Source organism: Mucilaginibacter aurantiaciroseus (assembly GCF_024055595.1).
In the GTDB taxonomy this organism is placed as follows: Bacteria; Bacteroidota; Bacteroidia; order Sphingobacteriales; family Sphingobacteriaceae; genus Mucilaginibacter; species Mucilaginibacter aurantiaciroseus.
Window position 1 is genome coordinate 1660555 of record NZ_JAMXOF010000001.1, and the last position, 25325, is coordinate 1685879.

The following is a 25325-nucleotide window of genomic DNA, read 5'->3' on the forward strand; positions in this document are numbered from 1 at the left end:
ATATCTAACATCTCAAATCTAAATTAGTTGAATGCTTTTACAATATCTGTAAAGTCGCGTGATTTTAAGGATGCGCCGCCGATAAGGCCGCCATCTATATCCGCGCAAGCGAAAAGCTCTGCAGCGTTTTTAGGGTTACAGCTTCCACCGTAAAGGATAGTAGTGTCATCAGCAACCTGCTGACCGTATTTTGTGGCAAGTTCCGCACGGATAAACGCGTGGATCTCCTGCGCCTGGTCAGACGTTGCGGTAACACCTGTACCAATTGCCCAAACCGGCTCGTAAGCCAATACTACCTGGCCAAATTTATCGGCATCTAAATGGAAAATACCTTCTACCAACTGGCTTTTAATAATATTAAAATGCTCTTTAGCTTCGCGCTGCTGTAAAGTTTCGCCAATACAAAAGATAGGTTTTAAACCGTTTGCTAAAGCGGTATCGGTTTTTTTAGCTAAAAGCTCGTTGCTTTCGCCAAAATACTGGCGGCGTTCCGAGTGGCCAAGAATAACGTACTGGGCACCGGTAGACTTTACCTGGCGTGCAGAAACTTCGCCTGTGTAAGCGCCGCTTTCGGCCTGGTGTGCGTTTTGTGCGCCAACAGTTACATTATTGTAGCCTTTGGTTAACTGAGCCAAACTGTGCAGGTGAATAAAGGGGCTGCAAACTACAACCTGCTGGTTGCCGGTTGCTTCATCCTTAACCATGTTAGTCACTTCAGAAAATAGCGCTAAGCCTTCGCTGTAATCAAGGTTCATTTTCCAGTTTCCGGCTACAATTTTTTTTCTCATTTTGGTTTTGTTTAGTCTATGGGCCATCGTCGATAGTCCATAGTATTGTTTAAAGTTTATTTTATATTTTTTTGATCGATAGGAACCATTCTCCACTCACCGCCTTAAAGGCCTTGTTAATTCGTACACCTCGGTAAGTATCGCCTTTTCGGCATCATCAAACTTGCGGTGCGGGCGGCGGGCTATTACACGGCCGGTGGTTTCCATCATCTTTTCAAAACCGTATTCTACAAAGCCATCAGCCCCACCCCAGGAAAAATCGGGAATATAGTTTGGCGGGTATCCTCCACCAAAAACGTTCGCATTTACACCTACAACAGTACCCGTATTAAACATGGTGTTGATGCCGCTTTTGGCGTGGTCTGCCATGATGAGGCCGCAAAACTGCAGTCCAGTTGGGCGCATACTTTGCGTTGGGTAATCCCAAAGTTTTACTTCGCTGTAATTATTTTTAAGGTTAGAGTTGTTGGTATCGGCACCAAGGTTGCACCACTCCCCTATCACGGCGTTGCCAAGGTACCCCTCGTGCCCTTTTGAGGAGTATCCCCAAATCACGGCGTTGTTAACCTCGCCACCTATGCGGCAGTAAGGGCCAATGGTAGTAGCGCCATAAATTTTGGTTCCCATTTTTATTTGCGAGTATTCGCACAAAGCAAACGGGCCTCTAATGTTAGTGCCTTCCCAAACCTCGGTATTGGCGGCTAAGTATATAGGGCCGTTTATGGTGCTGAAGGTACAGCATTCGGCTTGCGCGCCTTCTTCGGCGAAGAAATCATCGCCAATAATGGTGTTGGTATTGCTCAGTTTGGCGCTTTTTCGGCCTTTGGTAAGCAGTTTAAAATCCTTACGGATCTCGGTATCGTTATTACGGAAAATGTCTTCGGGATGGGTTATTATTACTAACTCCCCGGTATAAACTGTTTCGTTAGAATATTTACCATACGGGTCAAAGTTGTCGGCGTAAACATCTTTCAGCTTAACGGCAACCAATTTATCCTCGTATCTCAAAGCCTCTCCACTTTTTAAGTTATTTATAGCTGCAACCACAGCTTCATCCGGGCAAACAGCGCCATTGATAAAAATATTATCATCGTGGATATTCAATGGAAACTTGCCTTGCAGGTATGCTTCGGTACGGAAAGAAAAGTCGGAGTTTAAATATTTAGCCCATTTTTCAGCGATTGTAAGGATCCCTATTCGCAGATCGGCAACCGGGCGGGTGTAGGTTAACGGAAGAAGGGTATTACGAGCGTCGTCGTCAAAAAGGATGATTGCCATGGCCCAAAAATAAAAAAAGTCCCCCGTTTTGCGGGGAACTTATAAATATTTATTAAAATATTGATTACCTGTTGTAACGTGTACGGAACTTATCTATACGGCCGGCGGTATCAACTAACTTCATTTTACCTGTGTAGAACGGGTGTGAAGTGTGTGAAATTTCTAATTTGATCAATGGGTATTCGTTGCCATCTTCCCATTTAACGGTTTCGCGGCTTTCGATACATGATTTGGTTATGAAAGAGTAGTCGTTTGACATGTCTTTGAAAACAACTAACCTATAGTTTGATGGGTGCAGATCTTTTTTCATTGCTATTGTATACTTTTCTTTCTTATAAAAGAGGTGCAAATATACAAATAGTTTTTAAAAGTAAAAATAGGTTGATGAAAAGTTTTTAACACTGTGTTGATAGGTACTGTTTGATAGTTTAATAGTTACTTTAAAGCGTAAACTAACCCCTTGTCTGCGCCATAATTATCAATACTCTGTTGCACCAATGGCATAGGCACCAAACGGGCGCGCTTTGCCAAAATAATCGGTAGTAACGCCGTACCCAGCTGTGTTTGCTCCGGCATTTATTAGCGGCGATGTTAATAGCAAATGGAAATCTCCGCCGCCATAGTTTACAAATTTGCAGGTGTTAATATCAGTACTGCCATAATTGTTTAAAGCCGTTAGTTTAACACCGGTGCTTTTTTTAGCTATCGCGACACCTGCTCCCGGGTTGATAATTACGTTATTGATAACCGTGTTCATGAGGACAGTTTCCGAGTTTAGTTTTATCCCGTTTTGGGCAGGCGCAACAATGGTATTGTTAATAAACACAAAACCCGGGCCCGGTGTATACCTGGAGTCGGCAAAGATGCCGTGCGTCCTTGCATTAAGGATATAGTTGTTAAATACTACGTTATCGCCAAGCCCCAAAACAATAATACCGTTACCGGGCGCATCTTTAATAAGGTTACCATAACATTTACCACCGGTACCTTCCCCTATTTGGATGCCGTTATCCTGGCCGCTTGCAAAAGGTTTTAATCCCGGCGATTTAATGGTATTACTGTAGATCTCGCAATCCGAAACGGCGCTGCCCACCTGGATGCCCTCGCAACCTGTAGAATCAAGCTGGTTATTGTATACCTTAACATTTACCACATCGTGCGGCAAAACCTTACCGCAGGCAATTGATACACCATCGGCATAAAACGAATTACCTATGTAAAGCCCCTCACCGCCTGTTTTGTGAACATAATTATCATGTAGCGACACATTGCGCATGGTAAAATGCCCGCGCTGCGTGGCCACATCGCACGATGGATCTGTTTTGGCCATAATGCCAGCGAAACCGCTATTACGCACCTCCACATTGGCAATTTCAAAGTCGCTGCTCAGGTCATCCATCGTTATGCCGATGTTGCCGCCGTTTACATCAAACCCATATTTAACGCCGGCAGTGCCATTGCCCAGTATTTTAATATACTGGCAATTTTGCGTTTTAAAAGCGTACGAAGCCGTAATTGCAGCAGTGAAAGTAACCCTCCCCCCTTTGTTTATGATAGTTATAGGGCTTGCGGCTGTCCCCTTAAAATTTTTAAGCAATAGCGCGCCACGTGTACCTGCCGGGATACAGATCACCGAACCGGGACCGAAAGTAGCCCCGTCAAGCGACCAGTCGGAAGCTTTTACAGTGTAGGAGCAGGTGACGCTACTTGCGGGTTTTGTGTGTGTTGGGTTACCTGTATTTGGGGTAGGGCCTATTGCCGTTGCTACCGGGGTGGTATCAGCCGGTTTTACAATTTTTGCAATATCTTTTGAGCACATCACAAAAGATAGTACTACCATTACACCTGCCATCCATCTCACTAAGTATCTTTTCATGCTCTAATCAATTGGGTGTATTATACGTTGGTTTTTTAATAATGTTATGGTGAAGTGAAGATTAAAAATTGAGTTTTTGCCTATAATGTAGAAGGCTGAAAGCGCAGAATGCGATAATTCGAATCGCCCTTGAATAAAAGTATTTCTTTGGCTACCGCTGTATCAGCAGCTCTTTATCCAAGGTTACGTTCTCATTAAAACTTAACTGCCCCTTAGCTTCTGTGATTTTAATGTTAATAGTTGCGTAACCGTTTATAATTTGCTTTTCACTTACGTGATCAATTGCCATACCCATTAGTTTAATGTAAAATTCGGGCTGCTTTGAGAAAAACACTATAACCGAATTATTAGCCCATAATGATGGTAGGTTTTTATAGCATGTGGAATCCCCTGAATTTAAACCAGAAAATGTAATTTCTTTATCATCATAGATAACTGCTATTTTAGTAAATGCTATTTTGCCTATATTTTTTATTCGTACATTAACCCCTGTTTGTGATGTTTTACAAGGGCTATCTTTTAGCTCGGCCTGTGGAGTAATTAAATAATGCGTTTTACAACTGCTAAAAATGATTGTAAATAAGATCAGTCTTATAAATTTCATCTTGTTCTCAATTCAGCAACTGCTCCCCCTTCAATGAGTTGGGGGGCCTCCTGGCACAACTCAATCAAAACTCCGTTCGCCCCTTTGGGGTGCACAAAGCAAACCAGTTTATTATCCGCGCCTTGCTTGGGTACATCATTTAACAAAACAAAACCTTCGGCTTTTAATCGAGCCATCTCGGCAATAATGTCGGTTACGTCAAAAGCAATATGGTGGATGCCTTCGCCCCGTTTTGCTATAAATTTGGCTATGGAGCTATCAGGGTTGGTGGCTTCCAGTAATTCTATTTTGTTGGGCCCCGCCTGCAAAAAGGCGGTTTTAACGCCTTCGCTTGCCACATCCTCTGTTTTATAAACGGTTGTGTTAAGCAACTTTTCGTAGATATTACCGGCCAAATTAACACTATTAACCGCAATGCCAATGTGCTCTATCTTGTTCATTTATTGATTTAGTTAGTTATAAACAGTAGCTTTTTAAGCTCCTCTCAATCCCCCCCGACAGGCGAGGCTTTTTAGAAAACCCCTCTCCCCCTGAAAGGGGTTTAAGGCGAGGCTTCCTATCATGTCCAAATATTGTAAATAAATGGCAGGTAAATGCAATATATAGCGGTAAACAGGTGTAAAAGTAAAACTTTGCGTATATTTGTATTGTTAAATTTTAATCATGAATATCCCAATTTATCTAGATAATAACGCTACAACACCCATGGATCCAAGGGTGCTTGAGGCTATGTTGCCCTACTTTAACGAAAAGTTTGGTAACGCGGCAAGTCGTAACCATCCGTTTGGCTGGGTAGCTGAAGAAGGCGTAGATTATGCACGCGAGCAGGTTGCAAAACTTATTGGTGCTACCGAAAAAGAGATCATCTTTACATCGGGCGCTACCGAATCTGACAACCTGGCTATCAAAGGTGTGTTTGAAATGTATAAGGAAAAAGGCAACCACATCATCACCACGGTTACCGAACATAAAGCAGTGTTAGATGCCTGTAAACACGTTGAAAAATTGGGTGGTAAGGTTACTTACCTGCCGGTTAAAGAAGACGGACTTGTTGACCTTGATGTGTTAGAAGCAGCCATGACGGCAGAAACCATTCTGGTATCTATCATGTACGGTAACAACGAGATAGGTGTTATACAACCTGTTAAAGAAATTGCGGCAATCGCACACAAATATGGCGCCTTGTTTATGACCGATGCTGTACAGGCAGTAGGTAAGATCCCAGTTAATGTTATTGAAGACGGCATCGACCTGTTGGCTTTATCTGCACATAAAATGTACGGCCCTAAGGGTGTTGGTGCATTATACGTACGCCGTAAAGGCCCGCGTGTTAAAGTAACAGCCCAAATGGATGGTGGCGGCCATGAGCGCGGCATGCGTTCCGGTACCCTAAACGTACCGGGTATTGTAGGTTTGGGTAAAGCTTGCGAAATTGCAGGCTTAGAAATGGAAAGCGAAGCTATCCGTTTATCCGGCTTACGCGATAAATTAGAAAAAGCATTAACAGTACTGGAAGAAAGCTATGTGAATGGTAACGTGGAACACCGCTTACCGCATGTTGCCAATATCTCTTTCAAATATGTTGAGGGCGAAGGTTTGATGATGGCTATGAAAGACCTTGCGGTATCATCAGGTTCGGCTTGTACATCGGCTTCATTAGAGCCATCTTACGTTTTAAAAAGCTTAGGATTATCTGATGACCTTGCACACTCGTCAATCCGTTTTGGCCTTGGCCGTTTCACTACCGAAGAGGAAGTTGATTACGCTGTAGAAGTGACTAAGAATGCGGTTACCAACCTACGCAACATGTCGCCACTTTGGGAAATGTTTAAAGAAGGCATTGACCTTGACTCGATTGAGTGGGCAGAACACTAATTTAATTTGAAGATGTGGTAATTTGAAGATTTGAAAATTACCTGCATCATCAAACAATGTTTTAAATTTGATTTGAAAGCAATTTCAAATCATCAAATTTTTAAATTCATCAAATAAATAAAGCTATGGCTTATTCAGATAAAGTAATTGACCATTATACTAACCCCCGCAATGTGGGCACGTTAGATAAAAGCAGCCACAAGGTTGGTACCGGCCTTGTTGGTGCACCTGAGTGTGGCGACGTTATGCGTTTGCAGATCCAGGTGGATGAGAACAACATCATAACCGATGCTAAATTTAAAACCTTTGGTTGCGGTTCGGCAATCGCTTCTTCATCTTTAGCTACAGAGTGGCTTAAAGGTAAAAGTGTTGACGATGCCATGAAGATCGACAACATGGATATTGTAGAAGAGCTTGCCCTGCCGCCGGTTAAAATTCACTGCTCGGTTTTAGCAGAAGATGCTATTAAAGCAGCCATCAACGATTTCCGCGTTAAAAACGGCATGGAACCAATCGTTCTTGAAAAATCACACCACTAATTTATAGTAGCAAGTATCAAGTGGTTAGTATCAAGACTTTGATATTAACTACTTGATACTTGCTACTTGATACTACTACCATGGTAACTGTAACTGATAAAGCTAAAGCTAAAATAGATAACTTGATGCAGGGTAGCGGGCTTGATGCCTCGTACTTTCTGCGGGTTTCTGTACAGGGCGGCGGCTGCTCTGGTTTATCATACAACCTCGATTTTGATAACGAAGAGAAAAAGGGCGACCAGTTTTTTGAAGACCGAGGCGTACGCTTCGCGCTGGATATGAAATCGTTTTTATACCTGGCTGGTACCGAGCTTGATTTTAGCGACGGACTGAACGGTAAAGGCTTTAACTTCCACAACCCAAATGCCACACGCACATGCGGTTGCGGCGAAAGTTTCTCGGTTTAGACTTCTCCCCGGCCCTTTCTGAAGGAGAGGAAGAAAAGAAAAATTGGGATTAGGCAAAAGTTAATCGTTTATTAACAGATATATTAAAAAGGTTGATTACATTTAGGTAATCAACCTTTTTTGTTTTTAGGCTATGGAAAACAGATCACTTGTCATACTGGGCAGTAACCGCAAAAACAGCCTCACCGAGCAGATAACCCGGAAAGCCTTAGGCCAAACCGACTTCGATATGATCGACCTGCTCGACCATAAAATTGCCCACTACAACTACGACGGCCACTACCCCGCCGATGATGAATTTGAGGCCATCATCAGCAAAGCACTGCCTTACAGCAACATCATTTTTGCCACCCCGGTTTACTGGTACAGCATGAGCGGTGTAATGAAGGTCTTTTTTGACCGCCTTACCGACCTTATTACCATTAAAAAAGACCTTGGACACGACCTAAAGGGCAAATCGGCCTCCATGATAGCCGTTGGTGTAGATCCTGCTATCCCCGATGGTTTTGAGATTCCTTTTAAACATACCGCCGCTTATTTAGGCATACAGTATAAAGGGTGTAATTATTATGCGACGAAGGCGTAGATATTAAATATCTCCAGTCTTTCATTGCGAGGTGCGAAGAATAAAGCTCAGTAATTTTTGTAACCACGGTATCTCACATCGTGATCCCTATGATGCCTTGCATATTAAATAATGCTTTGGGCGGTCGATTTTAAGTCGAAAAAATGTCGTGTCCCATTTAGTAAATACTGAGACACCCTGCTTATTTTATTTAAGCATCTAATTATAATTATTTATACTTAATTAGCTAAAGTAATATCTACTAAAATTAGACAAAAAGTTTTTGCAAAAAATTAAATATCAATTCATTAACTATTTCCCATACGTTATGTATTGTTTAGTGGGACAGGGACAACAGATTTGTCTAATTACGGCTGATTCTGCTGTTTTTAATTAAATGTAAAATAATTAGCTTTGTTAGGTATAAACCTTATATATAAACTTAATGAATATTGTTGCTGAGCAATCCACCATACCGGAACTGATCCGTAATATTGTTGCGAACATACATCCCGAAAGCCATACGTTTCTGATCCACAAGGTAAAAGATACCTGGGTAGAAATTTCCTACAAACAAGCGCTCGAGAAGATCGACGCCATATCTGCCTGGTTCATCAACATCGGCATCCAAAAAGACGACAGGCTTGCACTAATCATCGAGAACGGCCCCGATTACATTTATTACGACCAGGCCCTGCAGCAACTTGGTGCGGTAAATACATCCATTTATCCCACCCTGTCCGAGGCCGAAATCGAATACATCCTAAACGATTCGGAAGCGCGCATCATACTTGTCGGTAACCCCTTCCTGTTCCGTAAGGTGTTAAAGATCGCCAATAACTGCAAATCGCTTATCCGTATCATTCCTGCCTTTGAAGGTTTCGAAAAGTTTAGCGATGCTGTGCAACTGAATGCGGGTGTGGTTGGCTTTAAACAGGTTATTGAAGAAGGCTTGACCATGGTTAACGGCAAACGTTCGGCTATAAACGCCGCCCGCGAAGCTATCCTGCCTACCGATCTCTCTTGTTTGATCTATACATCGGGCACCACAGGCACGCCAAAGGGTGTGATGCTTACCCACCATAACCTAACCGAAAATTGCAGGGTTAGCCTGTACCAGATCCCTATTATTGATAAAGACGATATGTTCCTGTCTTTCCTGCCGCTATCGCACGTGTTTGAGCGTACAGCAACATACTATATTTGTATGAACAAGGGTTCTACCATCGCCTTCGCGCAAAGCCTGGAGCTTTTAGCTAAGAATATGGCCGAGGTTAAGCCAACCGTAATGTGCTGCGTACCGCGCTTACTGGAGCGCATCCACGACCGCGCCATGAAGAATGGCCTGGCAGCCGGCGGTATGAAGACTAAGATCTTTAACTGGGCGCTAAAAATTGGCCAGGAGTATAGGTTGGCGAATGAAGCCGGCAAAAAACCGGGCATCATTCTAAGTGCCGAGCAAAAGCTGGCTAACAAACTGGTATTCAGTAAAATTAAGGAGAAAACGGGCGGCCGCTTAAAGGTATTACTATCCGGTGGTGGCGCGTTACCTAAAAACGTGGGTGAGTTTTTTGGCAATATTGATATTAAATTACTGGAGGGTTTTGGATTGACCGAAACCTCACCAATCATGTCCATCACGGAGCATAAGCGCATCATTTACGGTACCGTAGGCCGCATCATCCCGGGCATTGAGGTAGGCATCCAGAATGTGGATACCAAAAAGATCTACACCAAACAAACCTATGATAACTTTAACCCGAATTTAGAAACAGAAGAGGGCGAGATCATCGTGCGCGGGCATTGTGTGATGAAAGGTTACTGGAAAAAGCCCGAAGAAACCGCCGCGGTTATTGATGCTGATGGCTGGTTCCATACCGGTGACATTGGCCGCTTCTTTAGAGGGAACCTGCAAATTACCGACAGGCTGAAGAACATGCTGGTAAATGCTTATGGTAAAAACGTTTACCCTACCCCGGTAGAGAACACTTACCTGAAAAGCCCAAAAATTGAACAGGTATTTTTAATTGGCGATAAGCGCGAATACATTACCGCCATATTGGTGCCGAGCCGCGAAACCCTGCAGGAAACCTTTAAAATGGGCGATGATTTCTTTGAAAAATCTGACGTATTTATTAAAGACAAAGAAATTGTAGACTGGATAAACCAGGATGTAAAAAAATTCTCTAACGAGCTGGCAAAATTCGAACGCATCAAAAATTTCAAGGTAAAACGCACACCTTTTAGCATGGAAGCGGGCGAGATAACCCCTACCCTTAAAGCAAAACGCAAGGTGATTGAGAAGAAATACGCGGAAGCGATAGATGAATTATATTTAGAAGAAGAAGAAAAAGAATAAAATGAGGTTGGTTTAAAAATCAATAACGAACATCTTGAGGAAATAAGCAAGCTTGCGAAAAGACAGATTGACTTGTTGATTTAAACTAAAGCTGAAGCGATAGCTAAGGAATTTGACAATGACAATGACAAAGAAAGGATTGAACGTTATAAGCTTTCTATAGATAATATGTTAAAACTAATTAGCAAGGGCACTGCAATACATCCAAGTTTGATTGCTCCAGAAAATGTTTCTAATCTTTTCCCCGAATATAAAAACTTGAATTTGATAAAATCAAAAACTAAAAAGATTTCAAATGAATAGCTAATTAACTTTTCTCGGTGTAAACTTCCAAAAATCTTTTAAAACACCGGGGTTGCCTGTGCCCACGTAACCAATGTCATCAATGGCAAAACTCACCATATCGTAACGGCTTTCGCCGGGGAAAACGGTTATTTTGGCCCATCTATCATTGTCGGTATCATACCTGAACCAATCGTCGGCAGTGGCGTCAACGGTCGATCCAAAACCTATGTAGCCATAATTATCTATAGCAAACTGACCTGAAAACGCCCGCCCTTTGCCAGTAAAATCGGCTTTCTTTGTCCACTTATCTGTAGCCGGGTCGTATTGCCAAAAGTCTTTTGCTGCTATTTCCGGGGAAGTACCGCCTGTGCCGGCATATCCCTTGCCACCAATTGCAAATGCCGCCACGCCAAAACTACCTGTGCCGGGGTAATCTGTAACGCGTGTCCATTTGTCTGTACTCGCATTGTATTTCCAAAAATCTTTAAAATTTGTATTGTAAGCGTTATCGGTACCCAGGCCCATGTAGCCGGTGCCGTTTATTTCAAAAGCGATAACATTCTCGCGCTCGCCGCCTGCAAAATCTGCTTTGCGGGTCCATTTATCGGTAGCAGGGTCATATTCCCAAAAATCATTGTTTTGGGGAATTTCATCGCCCGGGGTTGCAAGTCGCTGGCCGTAGCCGGTACCTACATAGCCTTTGCCGTTAATTGCAAATCCCCTGATATACTCAGCAGCCTGGCCCGGGTAATCGGCTTTTTGTGTCCATTTATCTGTTTTGGGGTCGTATTCCCAAAAATCGTCAATCAATTGCGAATTAAAACCACTCGCCGCGTTTCCACCCAATATATATCCTTTACCTCCTATGGTAAACCCAAACGAGCGCACCCGGCCCATTCCGGCAAAATCGCCCAGCCTTGTCCAGTAACCGGGCAACCCATTTGCAGAGTTCGGCACAAAGGGTTTATCTTTTTTGCAGGAAATTAATGTTGATACTACTAAAAGTAATATGCAGGCTTTTTTAAACATATAAATGGTGACTATGTAAATATAACATTTACATTTTACACATCAATATATACGCTAAAGAATGATATTCAGTTGCTTGTGCTATTTATTAAGCAGATCCTGGAACAGATCAATAAACTTGCCCACGTGGCGGCCATCAGCCAACCCATGATGCACCGTTACGGATACGGGCATCAGCTTTTTGCCATCTACCTCGGTCACTTTACCTAACGATACCTTGGGCATGCTATCCTTAAAAGAAAAACTGCGGGCATGGGTTAAGCCCGTAAAATTTACCCAAGGGATGGCTGATACATGCAGCACGTTGTAAACCATACGTAACTCAAGCCCAGGGTTAGCTTTAACGCGCTCCAGTTCCTTTTGCGCATCGGCAACAAATTCGCTGAAGTTGGGCTTGTAATCTACATATGAGAAGCCGAAAGTCGTGTCGGGCTTAGCCACTGTAGTTGAGCAGTTGATGGTATCGTACAGAAAGATCTCGCCATCCTCCACACGATATTTAAACGCTTCGATGGTATTGCCGGCCTCTAAAATAGCATGTAGGTAATACAGGAAGAAAGATACGCCCTGCTCCTTCGCCATTTTGTAAGCAATGGTGACATCTACATTTACGGTAGCGCCAAAAAGGGGTTCTTCGAAACTGTTAAAAAATTCAAAATGAGCTTTACGGTACCAGGTATCCAGGTCTATCTTTGTTTTCATACTAAATTATAGATACGCTAAAATGTCTTTAATGGTAACTGCGCTTTTAAAACGCTCGTTATCTATACTGTCTTCAATTTGCTCGTGCGCCCAGGTAATGTGGTAAGGCACATGCACGGCGTGGCCGCCAATATTCAGCACCGGCATAATATCGCTTTTGAGCGAATTGCCTACCATCAACAATTCATCGGGCCGGATATCCAGGTGTTTGATCAGCTTCAAATAATTGGCATCATCCTTCTCGCTCATGATCTCGATATGGTGAAAGTAAGGGCTTAGTCCCGATTTTTTAAGTTTGCGCTCCTGGTCCAGCAGGTCGCCTTTGGTAGCTACTACCAGGCGGTATTTGCCTTTTAGTTTTTCGAGCACTTCCTCCACACCATCCAATAACTCGATAGGTTGGTTTAGCATCTGCTTGCCCAAGTCTATGATCTGGTTCACTATCGCAATGCTCAGTGTGTTTTGGGTGATGTTCATGGCGGCTTCTAACATCGAAAGGATGAAGCCTTTTATGCCGTAACCGTAAAGGCCAAGATTATTAATTTCTATCTTTAAAAGTTCGCGCTGTAACTCATGCTCTGATGCGTATTGCTGCAACAGGATGCAAAACTGCTCTTCGGTTTGCCTAAAATAGGGCTCGTTCACCCAAAGGGTATCATCGGCATCAAACGCGATAACTTTTATGTTCATGGGTGCGAAGTTAAGGAATTAGTGTAAAATTACGTGTCATAGTGAGCTTGTAGAACCATTTACAAAGCGCTTAAGTCTTCTACAGGCTTAGACTAACACACCTATTTGTATGTTGCATTTCACTCTGTGTCAATTCTCATATCTAACATCTCAAATCCCATACATATCTCACCTAAAAATCCTATTTTTGCAGCCTTAATAAATACCCTTTTACAATATGAGTATTGCACTATCCGAACAGGAAATTATACGTCGCGAATCTTTACAAAAATTACGCGAACTGGGCATAAACCCCTATCCTGCCGAAGCTTATGATGTGACCGCGTGGGCACAGGACATTAATGACAATTTTGAAGCTACCCCGGATAGGTATAAACAGGTTACCATAGCCGGCCGCATCATGACGCGCCGTATTATGGGCAACGCTTCCTTTTTTGAAGTACAGGATAGTACCGGCCGCGTGCAGATCTACATCAAACGCGATGATATTTGCCCCGATGAAGATAAAACCCTTTACAATATTGTATTTAAAAAGCTTTTAGATATTGGCGATTACGTGGGCATTAAAGGCTACGTTTTTTTAACCCAAACGGGCGAGATCTCGGTACATACCCAGGAGCTTACCGTGCTTTCCAAAGCACTTAAACCACTGCCTGTTGTAAAACGCGAGGAAGATGGTACCATCCACGATGGTTTTACCGACCCCGAAATGCGTTACCGCCAGCGTTATGTGGATTTGACCGTTAACCCCGAATACAAGAACATATTCATCAACCGCTCTAAGGTGATCACCGCTATGCGTAATTACTTTAACGGCCAGGGTTGGATGGAGGTAGAAACGCCTATCCTGCAACCTATCCACGGTGGCGCTGCTGCCCGCCCGTTCACCACGCACCACAACACGCTGGATATGCCACTATTTTTGCGTATTGCTAATGAGCTTTACCTAAAACGCCTTATTGTAGCGGGTTTTGATGGCGTATACGAGTTTGGCAAGATGTTCCGTAACGAGGGTATGGACCGTACCCACAACCCGGAGTTTACCGCCATGGAGATCTATGTAGCTTATAAAGACTATATCTGGATGATGGCTATGGTGGAGGAGTGTTTAGAGACTGTTGCTAAAGCTGTACACGGCATTCCGGTGGTGCAGGTTGGCCAAAATGAGATAAACTTTGCAGGCCCTTACGAGAAATTATCGATGTACGATTCTATCCTGAAATATACCGGCATTGATGTATCCGCCATGAACGAAGAAGGCTTGCGTAAGGTTTGTACTGAGTTGGCTATTGAAGTAAATGCCAGTATGGGTAAAGGCAAACTGATAGACGAGATTTTTAGCACCAAAGTTGAGCACAACCTGATCCAGCCGACATACATCACCGATTACCCTATCGAGATGACGCCGCTTGCTAAAAAGCACCGTACAAAAGACGGTTTGGTAGAGCGTTTCGAACTGTTTGTGAATGGTAAAGAGATCGCTAATGCCTATTCGGAATTAAATGACCCTATTGACCAGCGCGAGCGTTTGGAAGAGCAGTTGATATTAGCCGGCCGTGGCGATGATGAGGCCATGGCGATGGACGACGACTTTTTGCGTTCATTGGAATACGGTATGCCGCCAACATCAGGCCTTGGTATTGGTATCGACCGTTTGGTGATGCTGATGACCAACCAAAGCACTATCCAGGAAGTATTGTTCTTCCCGCAAATGCGTGCCGAATACAAAGCTAAAGTAGCATCATCTGATGATTTTGTAAACGCAGGCGTACCTGCCGAATGGGTTCCTGTACTTAACAAAATGGGCTTCAACACCGTTGAAGAATTAAAAGCAGGCAACCCCAACAAAGTATTTAACGACCTTGGCGGCATGCGCAAAAAAATGAAACTGGAAATAGCTATGCCTGCAAAAGAAGCGGTGATGGCTTGGTTTGAATAGAAATAAAACCCGATATAACAGAAAAGGACGCTGAAATCAGCGTCCTTTTCTGTTTACCCTATCCGCAAGTTATTGCGAGGAGCGATAGCGACGTAACAAACCTCTACTTACAAAGCCGCAGACCGATCTATCGAAGATTGCTTCTTGCCTCGCAGCAATGACGGGGCGTAAATTAACCCAATACCCACGTCTCTTAACAAAAAGATAAAGGGAATGAAACTTTCAATTAATAGTAGTTGTTGAATTTTATAGCGGACACACTATAATTGAATACCATGACAAATTCTATCCTTGAAATAACCGACAGCGAATACCTGATAAAACTTAACAGGAGTAATTTTGACCTTTCATTTATCCGCAGCCTGCTTAAAATGGTTGAGGTATCTAAACCTGCGAAAGCTAAATTGAACGATGCCGACAGCGGTTTTTATAACCACATTGTCGACAGGCACATCGAGCCATCAGAAGGTCACTCGTCTGAGCCTGATTATTACAGCAACCTCGACGAGAAATAAGCTTCCTTATAATTCTTCTTTAGAACTTCTGACGGAAACCGCCGCGTACTACCTGCTGCTTATCCATCTGTGCCATCTGGCCTTTCATCATCTTTATCTGGTCGGCAAGCAATTTGTTCTTGTCTTCCTTAGCTGCTTCTTTCAGGTAAATTTCGGCTTCTCGCTTGTTTCGTTTAGCCATTGCTATACCCGCCAGGCTCAGTTTAGCTAATGCGATATTATGCGACATGCCCATACCCAATTGCAGGGCTTTCTTGAAGTATTTTTCTGACTTTAACGGCGCAGTGCGCGATTCTATTAAGCCAATAAGCAGGTTGTAATAACCATGCTGGCTTTTGTAAAGTTGTTTTTCGTAATCGGTGATCTTTGCAAGGGCAAGTTCTGCTTTAGCAGAATTCTCTTTACGCAGGTAAAATTGCGCAAGCAGCATATTCTCGTTAAAAAAGAAGGTAAGCAAAGCGATGCCACCTAATAAAAACAGGGTAATTCCCCAGCCCCAAAAGCCAAAGGCGCATAGTGTAACACCCGCACCCATTATAACACAAGCAATAATTAACCTAACTATATTCGACATAATTTGTATTAGTATAAAAACAGTGTGCAAATATCGTTATTTGTAAGCTAAATAAAACATCAGTATTTAATATTTATGGCCGGAGAATTAGAACCATCGTGGAAAAACCATTTAAGCGCAGAATTGGAAAAACCATACATGCATGATCTTAGAACCTTCCTCAAAGCGGAGAAGAATGCAGGCCATGTTACCTACCCTCGCAACGCCGATATATTCAACGCTTTTAACATCACCCCTTTTGATGATGTTAAGGTGGTGATACTGGGCCAAGACCCTTACCACGGCCCCAACCAGGCGCATGGGCTATCGTTCTCGGTACAAAAGGGTGTGGCTGTACCACCATCGTTAAAAAATATTTATAAGGAACTATCTACAGATATTCCCGGCTTTACCATCTCCCAAACCGGCAACCTTACCAAATGGGCTGAACAAGGGGTATTATTATTAAATGCCACCCTAACCGTAAGGGCAGCCACAGCGGGCTCGCACCAAAAAAAGGGTTGGGAGAAATTTACAGATGCAGCGATAAAAACTTTGTCTGATGAAAAAAAAGGTATCGTATTTATCCTTTGGGGAGCCTACGCGCAATCAAAAGCGGCGCTCATCAACCTTAATAATAACCATTTGGTCATCAAATCAACCCACCCATCGCCACTGGCGGTAAGCCACGGCGGGTTCTTTGGGTCGAAACCGTTCTCTAAAACGAATGCTTTTTTAGAGAAAGAGGGTAAAGCGGAAATTGATTGGCAAATATAGGAAGAGAGTCAAGACAACAAGAAGCAAGAATCAAGATATAATGTTTATCTGCTTTACACCTGCCGATTTGTCAAGGCAGGTGTATAATTCCTTTTATTTATAATGATAAGTGCCACTATAAAATTAGGAACCCGGCATAGCCAGGAAACGATACGATAAGCCGGGATAAAATCATGAAACACAAAGGCTGATAGCAAAGGCAACCAAATACGCAAGGTGACAGCTGCAAAAGTGAGCGCATAATTACAGCATCATCCATTTTTGATGCTGGAGTATATGGCCCTGCCTCATAGTGCTGTACGCCTTTACATCGCTAATTAACCAGATGGTGGCTAACGAGCTAAAGCCCAACTCTTTTTTTCTATCTAAAATACAATTATTCCAAAAGTGTTAACCTATAGCCGTGTGAGACCATGGTTACAAATAAAAAAAAGCCAGGGATCAAAAGAAAATTCATTCTTGATTCCTGGCTCTAAATGTCTTGCCTTTCTCCTTAGTATTCCAAAGGCACTATCGGCTCTTTTTTGCTGGTGCTCATGATCATCATGGTTTGGAAGGTTTTAACCACGGTGATGCGGCTGATCTTCTCCATAATGAGTTGTTCGTACGACTTAATGTCGCGCACGTAAACTTTCAGCAAAAAATCGCACTGGCCGGTAACGTGGTGGCACTCGGTAACTTCTTTAATGCTTTGGATCTCGTCCAAAAATGTTTGGATGGTGTTCTTTTGGTGGAAATCAAGCGAGATCTGTATAAAAGTTTTGATGCCTAAGCCGAGTTTTTCTTCGTCGACAAGGGCATGGTAGCTTTTTATGAACTGCGCGTTTTCCAGTTTGCGCACACGCTCTAAAGTTGGCGCGGGCGATAAGCCTATTTCATTCGATAGCTGCAAGTTAGTGATGCGGCCATTTTCCTGTAAAATCTTAAGTATCTGTAGGTCTATTTTATCTAATTCTTGAGCCATGGTATGTGCAAATATAAAGCATTCTGTATCCCACAAAATATAATTTTTTAAAAAACTATTTTAACAAAACATATTATATATTTATTTATATTTTTAGACAAGCCTAAAAATTTAATTAGATTTGCTTAAATGTACACTTTAGCCGAAGAAAACTATTTAAAGGCCATTTACAAGCTATCCATGGTAGCCAAGAATGTGAGCACTAACCAAATCGCGGCCGAGCTGGCAACCAAGGCATCGTCGGTAACGGACATGCTGAGGAAGCTTGCCGAGAAGCTTTTGATCAATTATACCCGTTACCAGGGCGTTAGCTTAACCCAAACCGGAGAAAAGGTGGCGGTGAACATCATTCGCAGGCACCGCCTTTGGGAATATTTTTTGGTGGAGAAACTGAACTTTAAATGGGACGAGGTGCATGAAATGGCCGAAGAAATGGAACATATTTCCTCTACCGAACTAATTGACCGGCTAGATGAATTTATGGGCTTCCCCACCCGCGACCCGCATGGCGACCCAATACCTGATAGCCAGGGCAATTTTAAACAGAATGATCTTAAACCAATTTCGGCAGTTGATATTAATGCATGCGGGATCATATCCGGCGTTAGGGACCATTCCTCAGCGTTTTTACAGTACCTGGAAAAGAAACAACTCACCATAGGCAAAAAAATAACGGTGAAAGAGATCATCACTTATGACAACACGGTAATACTACAAATGGACAATAAAGATTTACAAATAAGCCGCGATGTGGCCAACAACCTGCTAATAGCCTTATGACCAGTCAACAGCACGATAGGCATTCGTTAGGCAACGTACACAATACCGTAACCACCGAAGGTAAAACAGGCTGGCGCAAGCTGTTCTCCTTTTTAGGCCCCGCTTATTTAGTAAGCGTTGGCTACATGGACCCGGGCAACTGGGCTACCGACCTTGCCGCCGGCAGCCAGTTTGGCTATAAACTGATCTGGGTGTTATTACTCTCCAACCTAATAGCCCTGCTGCTGCAAAACCTTGCAGTAAGGTTAGGAATTGTAAGAGGATTGGACCTTGCCCAGGCGTCTAAACAAACTTACCCCCGGTTTGTAAACTTTTGCCTGTATATACTGGCGCAAATAGCCATCATAGCCTGCGATTTGGCCGAGATAATTGGTATGGCAATAGGTTTAAATCTACTTTTTGGCTTACCGCTGATTTGGGGGGTATCCATAACTTTATTAGATACCTTACTTTTACTGTTCCTGCTTAACAAAGGCATGCGCAAGTTGGAGGGCTTTATTATCTCCCTTATATTTATAGTGGGCTTCGCGTTTTTATTGCAGATGTTTATTGTGCAGCCAAACGTTATCGATATTGCCAAAGGCTTTATGCCAACCAAGCTGAACAGTACATCGCTATATTTGGCTATTGGGATTATTGGTGCTACGGTGATGCCGCATAACCTGTACCTGCATTCCTCACTGGTGCAAACCCGCAAGATAGACCGCAGCGAGGAAGGCATTAAAACCGCCATACGCTATAACTTTTGGGATACCACCATCGCGCTTAACCTTGCTTTTTTTGTAAATGCCGCTATATTGATATTAGCTGCAAGCGCGTTTTTTGGGCGTGGTTTCCATGAAGTTGCCGAGATCCAGGATGCACATAAGTTGCTGACCAACATCTTCGGCAAGCTGGCCCCTGCGTTGTTTGCTATAGCGCTAATAGCCGCCGGGCAAAGTTCTACAGTTACAGGCACGCTTGCAGGCCAGATCATCATGGAAGGCCACTTGAACCTACGGATAGCCCCTTGGCTGCGCCGCTTGCTAACGCGATTGCTTGCTATAATTCCGGCATTTTTTACCATACTCCATTTTGGGGAAGAAGGCTTAGGCAAGCTGTTGATACTAAGCCAGGTGGTGCTTAGCTTACAATTAGGTTTCGCCATTATCCCGCTCATCCACTTTACATCGGATAAGAAGCGCATGGGCAAATTTGCCACCAGTGTTTCTTTAAAAATACTGGCCTGGGTTTTCGCTACGCTGATAGTAGGGTTAAACGTAAAGCTGGTGATACAAGAGATAGAAACATGGGCGGCGGGTAGCCCCGGCTCGGCTAATTTGGTGCATTTTGTGATATCGCCCATCGCAGTGGGGGTCGGTTTGCTGTTAGTATATGTGTTCCTGCGCCCGTTGCTTTACAAGCATACCGATCATCCTGTTTATGTACCACACGGCATCGCGGCAGCACTGGATAATCTGGAAGCGGTGAATTATAACCAGATAGGTGTCACCATCGATTTTTCGAAGAACGACCAAAATACTATACGCCACGCTTTGATGCAGGGTGGTAAAAAGGCGCACTACAACCTCATCCACGTGGTAGAAACCGCCGGGGCACGATATTACGGCAAACAAGTAATGGATAGTGAAACCCAAAGTGATGTAGACAATTTGGAGAAATATGTTGATACCTTAATTAAATTGGGTTACAAAGCCGAGGCTAAGATCGGCTTTGGCAGCGCTGCATCATCCATAGCACAAATTGTTAAAGAGACTGAGATAGACTTTGTGGTGATGGGTTCGCACGGGCACAAGGCTCTAAAAGACCTGATATTTGGCACTACTGTTGATTCGGTAAGGCATAAGGTGAATGTACCGGTGCTGGTTGTGAAACCTCAACAGAAGAGAAAAGACATTTAGAGTAAAGAATCAAGACAAAATGGAGATTGCCAATAACTCGGCATTTTCTGAACTACTCTTGAGTCCTATAAATATTGCATATTTGCAGCGTAATGGAGCAAAACTTATACATCAAGAATAAAAAGGCATACTTTGAATACCATATACTGGATAAGTACACGGCCGGCATACAGCTTTTAGGTACCGAAATTAAATCGATCCGCGAAGGTAAGGCCAACGTGAACGATGCCTTTTGCACTTTTATTGGCAACCAGCTTTATGTACGTAATTTGCATATTTCCGAATATTCGATGGGTTCGTTCTATAACCACGAAGCCAAACGCGACCGCATCCTGCTACTCAACAAAAAAGAATTAAAAAAATTGCTAACCCGTGGCGAAGAAAAAGGCTTAACCATTGTCCCGCTTGCCCTATTCATCAGCGAACGCGGTTTTGCTAAACTGGAAATAGGCCTCGCCCAGGGTAAAAAGACTTTCGACAAACGCGAAACCATGAAAGAGCGCGACACCAAGATTGAGATGGACAGGGCGATGAAACGGTAGGTTAAGAACTTAAAACAATAAGATTTAAACAGAAGGCCGTTTATTCCTAAATGGCGTGGGTATTATTTCAAAAACCCGGTTCTTGGCTTCACTATTGTATGATATGTTGAAATATCATATCATGAGTAAAGAAGCAAATATAGAAGCACAGAAAAAATTTGGCGAAGCCGTAAACAACGGGAACCTCGAAGCATTAAAAGATGTTGTTGCCGAAGGTTCCGTAGACCATGACCCGACAGACGGACAAGTTGCAGGCCCACAGGGTTACATTGATTTTTTTACTGAGTTACGCACCGCCTTCCCCAATCTGAAAATTGAAGTAAAGCATTTAGTAGCTGATGATGAAAATGTAAGTTTTGCTTATGAAGTTACCGGCACACACAATGGTGATTTTATGGGTATTGCGCCTACCGGAAAAGCCATTAAGGCACGTGGTATGCAAATAAGCAAATTCGATAACGGCAAAATGACCGAGCGCTGGGGAAGCTCAAACGAATTAGGAATTTTAAAGCAATTAGGTAAAAAGATTTAGAAAGGCTATAGTGAGCTGTTAGTAGGCCTTTTAAGTGCAAACTGCCAACTTATAACTGCCAACTAACCTTACCAGGCCCGGTCCCCAACCAAAGGCACAAACCTAAACGTATCCAGCACATGCCTTTCATAATCATGCTCGGCGGTTTTTAGGACGGTTACCATCTTTTGAGATTTTTCGTCGCCCACCGGAATAACAAGAATGCCGCCTATTTTGAGTTGTTTTAATAATATTTCGGGAACGGTTGGTGCACCCGCGGTTACAATGATCTTGTCGTAAGGAGCATCTTCGGCAATACCTATTGATCCATCGCCCAAAAAGAACTTTGGTTTATAGCCCATGTAAGGCAACACCTGTATGGTGCGTTCATATAATTTTTCCTGGCGCTCTATGGTGAAGACTTTGGCGCCAACTTCCATCAGTACGCAAGTTTGGTAGCCGCAACCTGTACCTATCTCCAGCACTTTATCGCCTTTTTGAATGTGTAACAGTTCGGTTTGATAAGCTACCGTATAGGGCTGCGAAATGGTTTGCCCGGCCCCTATCGGGAAGGCAATATCCTTGTAAGCCTGGTTCCAGAAAGTTTCATCGAAAAAGTAATGGCGGGGCACTTTACCAATGGCATACAACACCCTTTCGTCCTCGATACCCTTTTTGCTGAGTATCTCAACCAGTCGTTTCCTTGCCCCTTGTTCGCGGTAATTATCAATAAATTTGTACGCCATTGCAAAGGCAAAGTTATATAAAAAGCCGGCAAATTGGCCGGCTCCCTGTGCAATATGCTACCACCCCGCAATAAAGCTTTGGCAGTTAACCATTAAGGTTTTTAACATTCGTAAAGCGTGGTTCTACCACCAACCATGCACGTTGTAAGTGGTTATACGTGATTGCGCGGCATAAGCAACAGCCACATCGCGCGCTGCGCTGATAATGCTCCTTTCGTTCTTTTGCTCCTGCAGTTTAAAGCTCCACTCGCGGTTATCAATTTCCTTTACGCGTTTGCCCATCTGCGCAACAAAAACTTTTACTTCTTTATAGCAAATTGCTGACGGGTCAATTTGTTGCAAAATATCGCCTGCAGCATTCGTGCCATTCACATCCTGGTTAGCGGTGAACACCGTTTTAGCCTGCGCTAATTTCACCGAACAATCCTTCTCTATTTGCTTTTTATAGATAGGTGTAACCTGCGCCATGGAACGGATATAGCAGTTGGTGCATGCCTGTGGTACAGAAGTAAGGTTATAAATAGCCTCTTCCATACGGCCGGTATTGGCAAGCGTTTGCGCTTGTTTGATGATCACATCGCAATGGGTATTGTAGTAGGCAATGATCTTCTCTTTACCTTTTTCTACAAAAGCCTGCAGTTTTGGGTTATCCAGGCTAATGTTTTTAAAAGCGTTGATATAAGCCTTGGCCTCATTCTCGCCAACACCTTTTACTGACACTACCGTGCTGGCAAATTTTGTGCCCTCGTAACCATCACCAATGTACAGGTTAACATCAAGCACTAAAGCGGTCATCGGTGGCGCGGTAGATAGCATGTCTTTACTTGCCAACACAATATTGGCGGTGATGATAAAACGCTGGCCTTCGTCGCCTCCAAACCCGTTTTGGCTAATGATCTGGTTTAGTTTGTTGCCAAGCATATTGCGTGCAGCATCCGGCAGGCCGTCAACCTGGTCGGGTATGTAAGCCGCAAGAGTTACTTTGCCGCGGTCGTTAGATGGTGCAGGCCTTTTTTGCGCATAGCTCCCCATAACAATAAGAAGCGATATGCAGGTTATTATAAATTTTTTCATGGTTGTTTCTTTTGAATTTTATTTTTCACCAAGTACAATTACCGCCTGCCCCAGGCCTTTAGCCGTAAGCTTATTCACAATGGAATATGGCGCGGCAGCCAGCATTTTTTGCAGGCCGCGGGTAAACCCACGGGCATCAATGGCGCTGCCATTTGCATCATATAAAGGGATGCGCACCTGCTCAAACAACATCGTGTTCTCAGTCGCGTCGGTATTGCTAAAGCGGCCTTTAAGCGAGTTGGCACGTACCCAATCCTCAATAACTACGTTAAGCTCTTTGCCACCATAGTCGGTTTCAAGATCGTTTTTCCACGAATCGAATTTTTTGATGCGGATGATGATCTCGCGGCCATTGGCAAACAGATCATCAAAATGGCGTTGCAAGCCTACGTTAAAATTGTCTATCTTATCGGCAACAGCTTCCTCAAGCAATACAGCGGTTTCTGCCGAGAACGACGGGTTACCCGTGCCACCGGCAGTTGCAACTTCCTTATCGCTGTAAGCATCAATTCCCTGTAAAGTAAAGCGTACTGATTTTTTAGGGCCGGTCTTCAACACGTCCCAAGTCAGTTGAATAATAATATCTGCTTTGGCTACCTTTTTCAGTTTATCCATCGGGCTTTCAGATACACCTGCACCGCTTTTTGAGGTAAGCACGGCATTTTCCGCACGTTCAGATTCAAGTGTTTTAACAACCGATTCCATGTTCTTCAACGGGAACCCACGGTCGGCCATCATGCCGTTTATTTTGCTGATCACGGCCAGCAGGTCGTTACTTTCCTGGAATGCACGCTTGTAATCAGGGATCTTTACTTTGGTGCCCTGGTCATCATAGGTGGTCATGTACCCATTTGTATTACACCAAACATCACTTGGCACAACCATAATGGTTGGCTTTTTGGCCTGCGCAAACCCTGCGGTTGCTGCGCCCAATATCATTATTAATAAAAGGGCTATTTTAATTATCTGTCGTTTCATTTATTAGGGATATGAATATTAATTTCTCAAAATGCCGTCGGCGATCATTTTCTCTTTAAGCGCAGGCCTGCTGATCTTGATCACATAACCCGTGCTTTGCGCTACATCTTTAACTTTTTGCTGGTTTTTTGCTTTTTGACCTGCGCGCTCCTCTATGTAAAGCGCGAAGGTTTTGTAAGACGACGTAAAGAAGTTGTTGAAGTACGCCTCATTGTTTGCCTGCACGTTCGGTTCATTCAGGATAGGTTTCACATCGCAATCGGGTTTCCCCTCGCGCAAACCGTTGAACAGCACTTCGCGAATGGCTGCTTTTTTGGCTTCTTCAATAGCATCCTGTTTATTACGCATGCCCGAAAAAGCCAGCACCTGTTGCGAGCCGTCAAAGCCAACGCCAAGGCATTTAGTTTTGTATGTGTAGCTACTGTTCAGCATTTTTTGCTCGGCGCAACTGCTTAATGCAAGCAAGGCGGCAAGGCTTATGTATAGTAAATTTTTCTTCATAATTGTTACTTTAAAAGCCTGCACTTAATGATCTAATGATGCCGGCATCCTCCAGATCTTTACGTAGCAGGGCCACGTTTACAGATACCAGCACACCTATTTTATATTGTTTGCCTACTTTCATGCGGTCTTCGGCAGCAATAGCGCCATCGCTTGATAGCGAAACAAACTTTTGGTATTTGCCACCATCAGCAAAGAACGCATTGAACCATTCGTCTTTCTCCTGCTCTAAATTTGAATTAGTGGTTAACGGTGGTTTGCCCAAAATCCCCTGCTCGCCGGCGAAGCCTTTAAATATTATGCCATGTACGGCATTCTTTTTGGCCTGCTCAATAGCCACATTAGGCTTTTTTGAGTACGACCACACCTTTAATAAATAAGTACCCTGCACGCCTGTGCCCGCTACTTCCAGTTCGTAACGCCAGGCATCTGTAGCAGCGTTAGCCTTTTTGTCTGTTTGCGCGTTAACGTTGGTCGAAAAGCCCGTTATCAGCAGCACTAACATCACCCAAATTGTACTATGTTTTTTCATTATTTATATAGTTTA

At 43.4% G+C, this 25325-nt stretch carries 28 protein-coding genes and 1 pseudogene; 12 read left to right on the top strand and 17 right to left on the bottom strand.

Annotated features, from left to right (window positions below; genetic code table 11):
* Positions 1-23 precede the first annotated feature (23 nt).
* From tpiA to mce, 6 genes are all read right to left on the bottom strand, one after another.
* Positions 24-788 (bottom strand): triose-phosphate isomerase, encoded by a 765-nt coding sequence (gene tpiA / locus NAF17_RS07590; protein ID WP_252757381.1) that lies wholly within the window; start codon positions 786-788, stop codon positions 24-26.
* Between the two features lie 96 nt (positions 789-884).
* Complete coding sequence (locus NAF17_RS07595) at positions 885-2066, bottom strand: putative sugar nucleotidyl transferase (protein ID WP_252757382.1); 1182 nt, start codon at positions 2064-2066, stop codon at positions 885-887.
* A 64-nt stretch (positions 2067-2130) separates the two neighbouring features.
* The gene (locus NAF17_RS07600) at positions 2131-2376 is read right to left on the bottom strand and encodes a type B 50S ribosomal protein L31 (RefSeq protein ID WP_252757383.1); all 246 of its coding nucleotides are present in this window, start codon (positions 2374-2376) and stop codon (positions 2131-2133) included.
* Between the two features lie 168 nt (positions 2377-2544).
* Entirely contained in the window at positions 2545-3942 is a 1398-nt protein-coding gene (locus tag NAF17_RS07605) for a right-handed parallel beta-helix repeat-containing protein (RefSeq protein ID WP_252757384.1), read from the bottom strand.
* Between the two features lie 151 nt (positions 3943-4093).
* The gene (locus tag NAF17_RS07610) at positions 4094-4546 is read right to left on the bottom strand and encodes a hypothetical protein (RefSeq protein WP_252757385.1); all 453 of its coding nucleotides are present in this window, start codon (positions 4544-4546) and stop codon (positions 4094-4096) included.
* Entirely contained in the window at positions 4543-4986 is a 444-nt protein-coding gene (gene mce, locus NAF17_RS07615; protein WP_252757386.1) for a methylmalonyl-CoA epimerase, read from the bottom strand. Before mce ends, NAF17_RS07610 begins: the two co-directional genes overlap by 4 nt.
* A 223-nt stretch (positions 4987-5209) precedes the next feature.
* Here mce and NAF17_RS07620 point away from each other — a divergent pair, with 223 nt between their 5' ends.
* The 5 genes from NAF17_RS07620 to NAF17_RS07640 all read left to right on the top strand — a co-directional run bounded on the left by NAF17_RS07620 (position 5210) and on the right by NAF17_RS07640 (position 10291).
* Positions 5210-6421: an IscS subfamily cysteine desulfurase gene (locus NAF17_RS07620; protein ID WP_252757387.1), complete on the top strand. Its 1212-nt coding sequence runs from the start codon at positions 5210-5212 to the stop codon at positions 6419-6421.
* A gap of 125 nt (positions 6422-6546) precedes the next feature.
* A complete protein-coding gene (iscU, locus tag NAF17_RS07625; protein ID WP_128533183.1) occupies positions 6547-6960 on the top strand; it encodes a Fe-S cluster assembly scaffold IscU in 414 nt (137 codons plus the stop codon).
* 80 nt (positions 6961-7040) lie between these two features.
* Entirely contained in the window at positions 7041-7367 is a 327-nt protein-coding gene (locus NAF17_RS07630) for a HesB/IscA family protein (RefSeq protein WP_252757388.1), read from the top strand.
* Positions 7368-7500: 133 nt separating this feature from the next.
* Positions 7501-7953, top strand: a complete 453-nt coding sequence (locus NAF17_RS07635; protein ID WP_252757389.1) for a flavodoxin family protein — start codon at positions 7501-7503, stop codon at positions 7951-7953.
* 424 nt (positions 7954-8377) lie between these two features.
* Positions 8378-10291: an AMP-dependent synthetase/ligase gene (locus tag NAF17_RS07640; RefSeq protein ID WP_252757390.1), complete on the top strand. Its 1914-nt coding sequence runs from the start codon at positions 8378-8380 to the stop codon at positions 10289-10291.
* 303 nt (positions 10292-10594) lie between these two features.
* Here the strand turns inward: NAF17_RS07640 and NAF17_RS07645 are convergent, their stop codons facing one another.
* From NAF17_RS07645 to NAF17_RS07655, 3 genes are all read right to left on the bottom strand, one after another.
* A complete protein-coding gene (locus tag NAF17_RS07645) occupies positions 10595-11605 on the bottom strand; it encodes a Kelch repeat-containing protein (RefSeq protein ID WP_252757391.1) in 1011 nt (336 codons plus the stop codon).
* Between the two features lie 81 nt (positions 11606-11686).
* Positions 11687-12307, bottom strand: a complete 621-nt coding sequence (locus NAF17_RS07650) for a chloramphenicol acetyltransferase (RefSeq protein WP_252757392.1) — start codon at positions 12305-12307, stop codon at positions 11687-11689.
* A 6-nt stretch (positions 12308-12313) separates the two neighbouring features.
* Positions 12314-12997: an HAD family hydrolase gene (locus tag NAF17_RS07655; RefSeq protein ID WP_252757393.1), complete on the bottom strand. Its 684-nt coding sequence runs from the start codon at positions 12995-12997 to the stop codon at positions 12314-12316.
* 217 nt (positions 12998-13214) lie between these two features.
* Between NAF17_RS07655 and lysS the strand changes: the two genes are divergently transcribed.
* Together lysS and NAF17_RS07665 are read left to right on the top strand one after the other, a co-directional pair.
* Positions 13215-14936 carry a lysine--tRNA ligase gene (gene lysS, locus NAF17_RS07660; RefSeq protein WP_252757394.1) on the top strand — a complete coding sequence of 574 codons (1722 nt, stop codon included), beginning with the start codon at positions 13215-13217 and terminating at the stop codon, positions 14934-14936.
* Positions 14937-15211: 275 nt separating this feature from the next.
* Positions 15212-15451, top strand: a complete 240-nt coding sequence (locus NAF17_RS07665) for a hypothetical protein (protein ID WP_252757395.1) — start codon at positions 15212-15214, stop codon at positions 15449-15451.
* A gap of 19 nt (positions 15452-15470) precedes the next feature.
* Here NAF17_RS07665 and NAF17_RS07670 read toward each other — a convergent pair whose 3' ends face one another.
* Positions 15471-16025, bottom strand: a complete 555-nt coding sequence (locus NAF17_RS07670) for a DUF2892 domain-containing protein (RefSeq protein ID WP_252757396.1) — start codon at positions 16023-16025, stop codon at positions 15471-15473.
* Between the two features lie 75 nt (positions 16026-16100).
* Between NAF17_RS07670 and ung the strand changes: the two genes are divergently transcribed.
* The gene (gene ung / locus NAF17_RS07675) at positions 16101-16781 is read left to right on the top strand and encodes a uracil-DNA glycosylase (RefSeq protein WP_252757397.1); all 681 of its coding nucleotides are present in this window, start codon (positions 16101-16103) and stop codon (positions 16779-16781) included.
* A gap of 53 nt (positions 16782-16834) precedes the next feature.
* Here the strand turns inward: ung and NAF17_RS18280 are convergent.
* Positions 16835-17014 (bottom strand): annotated as a pseudogene (locus NAF17_RS18280) (DUF2306 domain-containing protein); the annotation flags it as partial.
* 260 nt (positions 17015-17274) lie between these two features.
* Positions 17275-17745, bottom strand: a complete 471-nt coding sequence (locus tag NAF17_RS07680; protein WP_121247950.1) for an Lrp/AsnC family transcriptional regulator — start codon at positions 17743-17745, stop codon at positions 17275-17277.
* A 129-nt stretch (positions 17746-17874) separates the two neighbouring features.
* On the opposite strand from NAF17_RS07680, the gene NAF17_RS07685 reads away from it, so the two are divergent.
* The 4 genes from NAF17_RS07685 to NAF17_RS07700 all read left to right on the top strand — a co-directional run bounded on the left by NAF17_RS07685 (position 17875) and on the right by NAF17_RS07700 (position 21500).
* Positions 17875-18525, top strand: coding sequence for a metal-dependent transcriptional regulator (locus NAF17_RS07685; RefSeq protein ID WP_252757398.1), 651 nt, complete (start codon positions 17875-17877; stop codon positions 18523-18525).
* Complete coding sequence (locus NAF17_RS07690) at positions 18522-20426, top strand: Nramp family divalent metal transporter (RefSeq protein WP_252757399.1); 1905 nt, start codon at positions 18522-18524, stop codon at positions 20424-20426. Before NAF17_RS07685 ends, NAF17_RS07690 begins: the two co-directional genes overlap by 4 nt.
* Positions 20427-20518: 92 nt before the next feature.
* Complete coding sequence (smpB, locus tag NAF17_RS07695; RefSeq protein WP_252757400.1) at positions 20519-20968, top strand: SsrA-binding protein SmpB; 450 nt, start codon at positions 20519-20521, stop codon at positions 20966-20968.
* A 121-nt stretch (positions 20969-21089) separates the two neighbouring features.
* Positions 21090-21500 carry an ester cyclase gene (locus NAF17_RS07700; RefSeq protein WP_252757401.1) on the top strand — a complete coding sequence of 137 codons (411 nt, stop codon included), beginning with the start codon at positions 21090-21092 and terminating at the stop codon, positions 21498-21500.
* A 68-nt stretch (positions 21501-21568) separates the two neighbouring features.
* On the opposite strand, the gene NAF17_RS07705 is transcribed toward NAF17_RS07700, so the two are convergent.
* From NAF17_RS07705 to NAF17_RS07725, 5 genes are all read right to left on the bottom strand, one after another.
* Positions 21569-22225 (bottom strand): protein-L-isoaspartate(D-aspartate) O-methyltransferase, encoded by a 657-nt coding sequence (locus tag NAF17_RS07705; protein WP_252757402.1) that lies wholly within the window; start codon positions 22223-22225, stop codon positions 21569-21571.
* Positions 22226-22348: 123 nt separating this feature from the next.
* Complete coding sequence (locus NAF17_RS07710; protein ID WP_252757403.1) at positions 22349-23299, bottom strand: hypothetical protein; 951 nt, start codon at positions 23297-23299, stop codon at positions 22349-22351.
* A gap of 18 nt (positions 23300-23317) precedes the next feature.
* Positions 23318-24277 (bottom strand): DUF6175 family protein, encoded by a 960-nt coding sequence (locus NAF17_RS07715; RefSeq protein WP_252757404.1) that lies wholly within the window; start codon positions 24275-24277, stop codon positions 23318-23320.
* 18 nt (positions 24278-24295) lie between these two features.
* Positions 24296-24778, bottom strand: coding sequence for a hypothetical protein (locus tag NAF17_RS07720; protein ID WP_252757405.1), 483 nt, complete (start codon positions 24776-24778; stop codon positions 24296-24298).
* A 10-nt stretch (positions 24779-24788) separates the two neighbouring features.
* Positions 24789-25310 (bottom strand): hypothetical protein, encoded by a 522-nt coding sequence (locus tag NAF17_RS07725; protein WP_252757406.1) that lies wholly within the window; start codon positions 25308-25310, stop codon positions 24789-24791.
* Positions 25311-25325 lie beyond the last annotated feature (15 nt).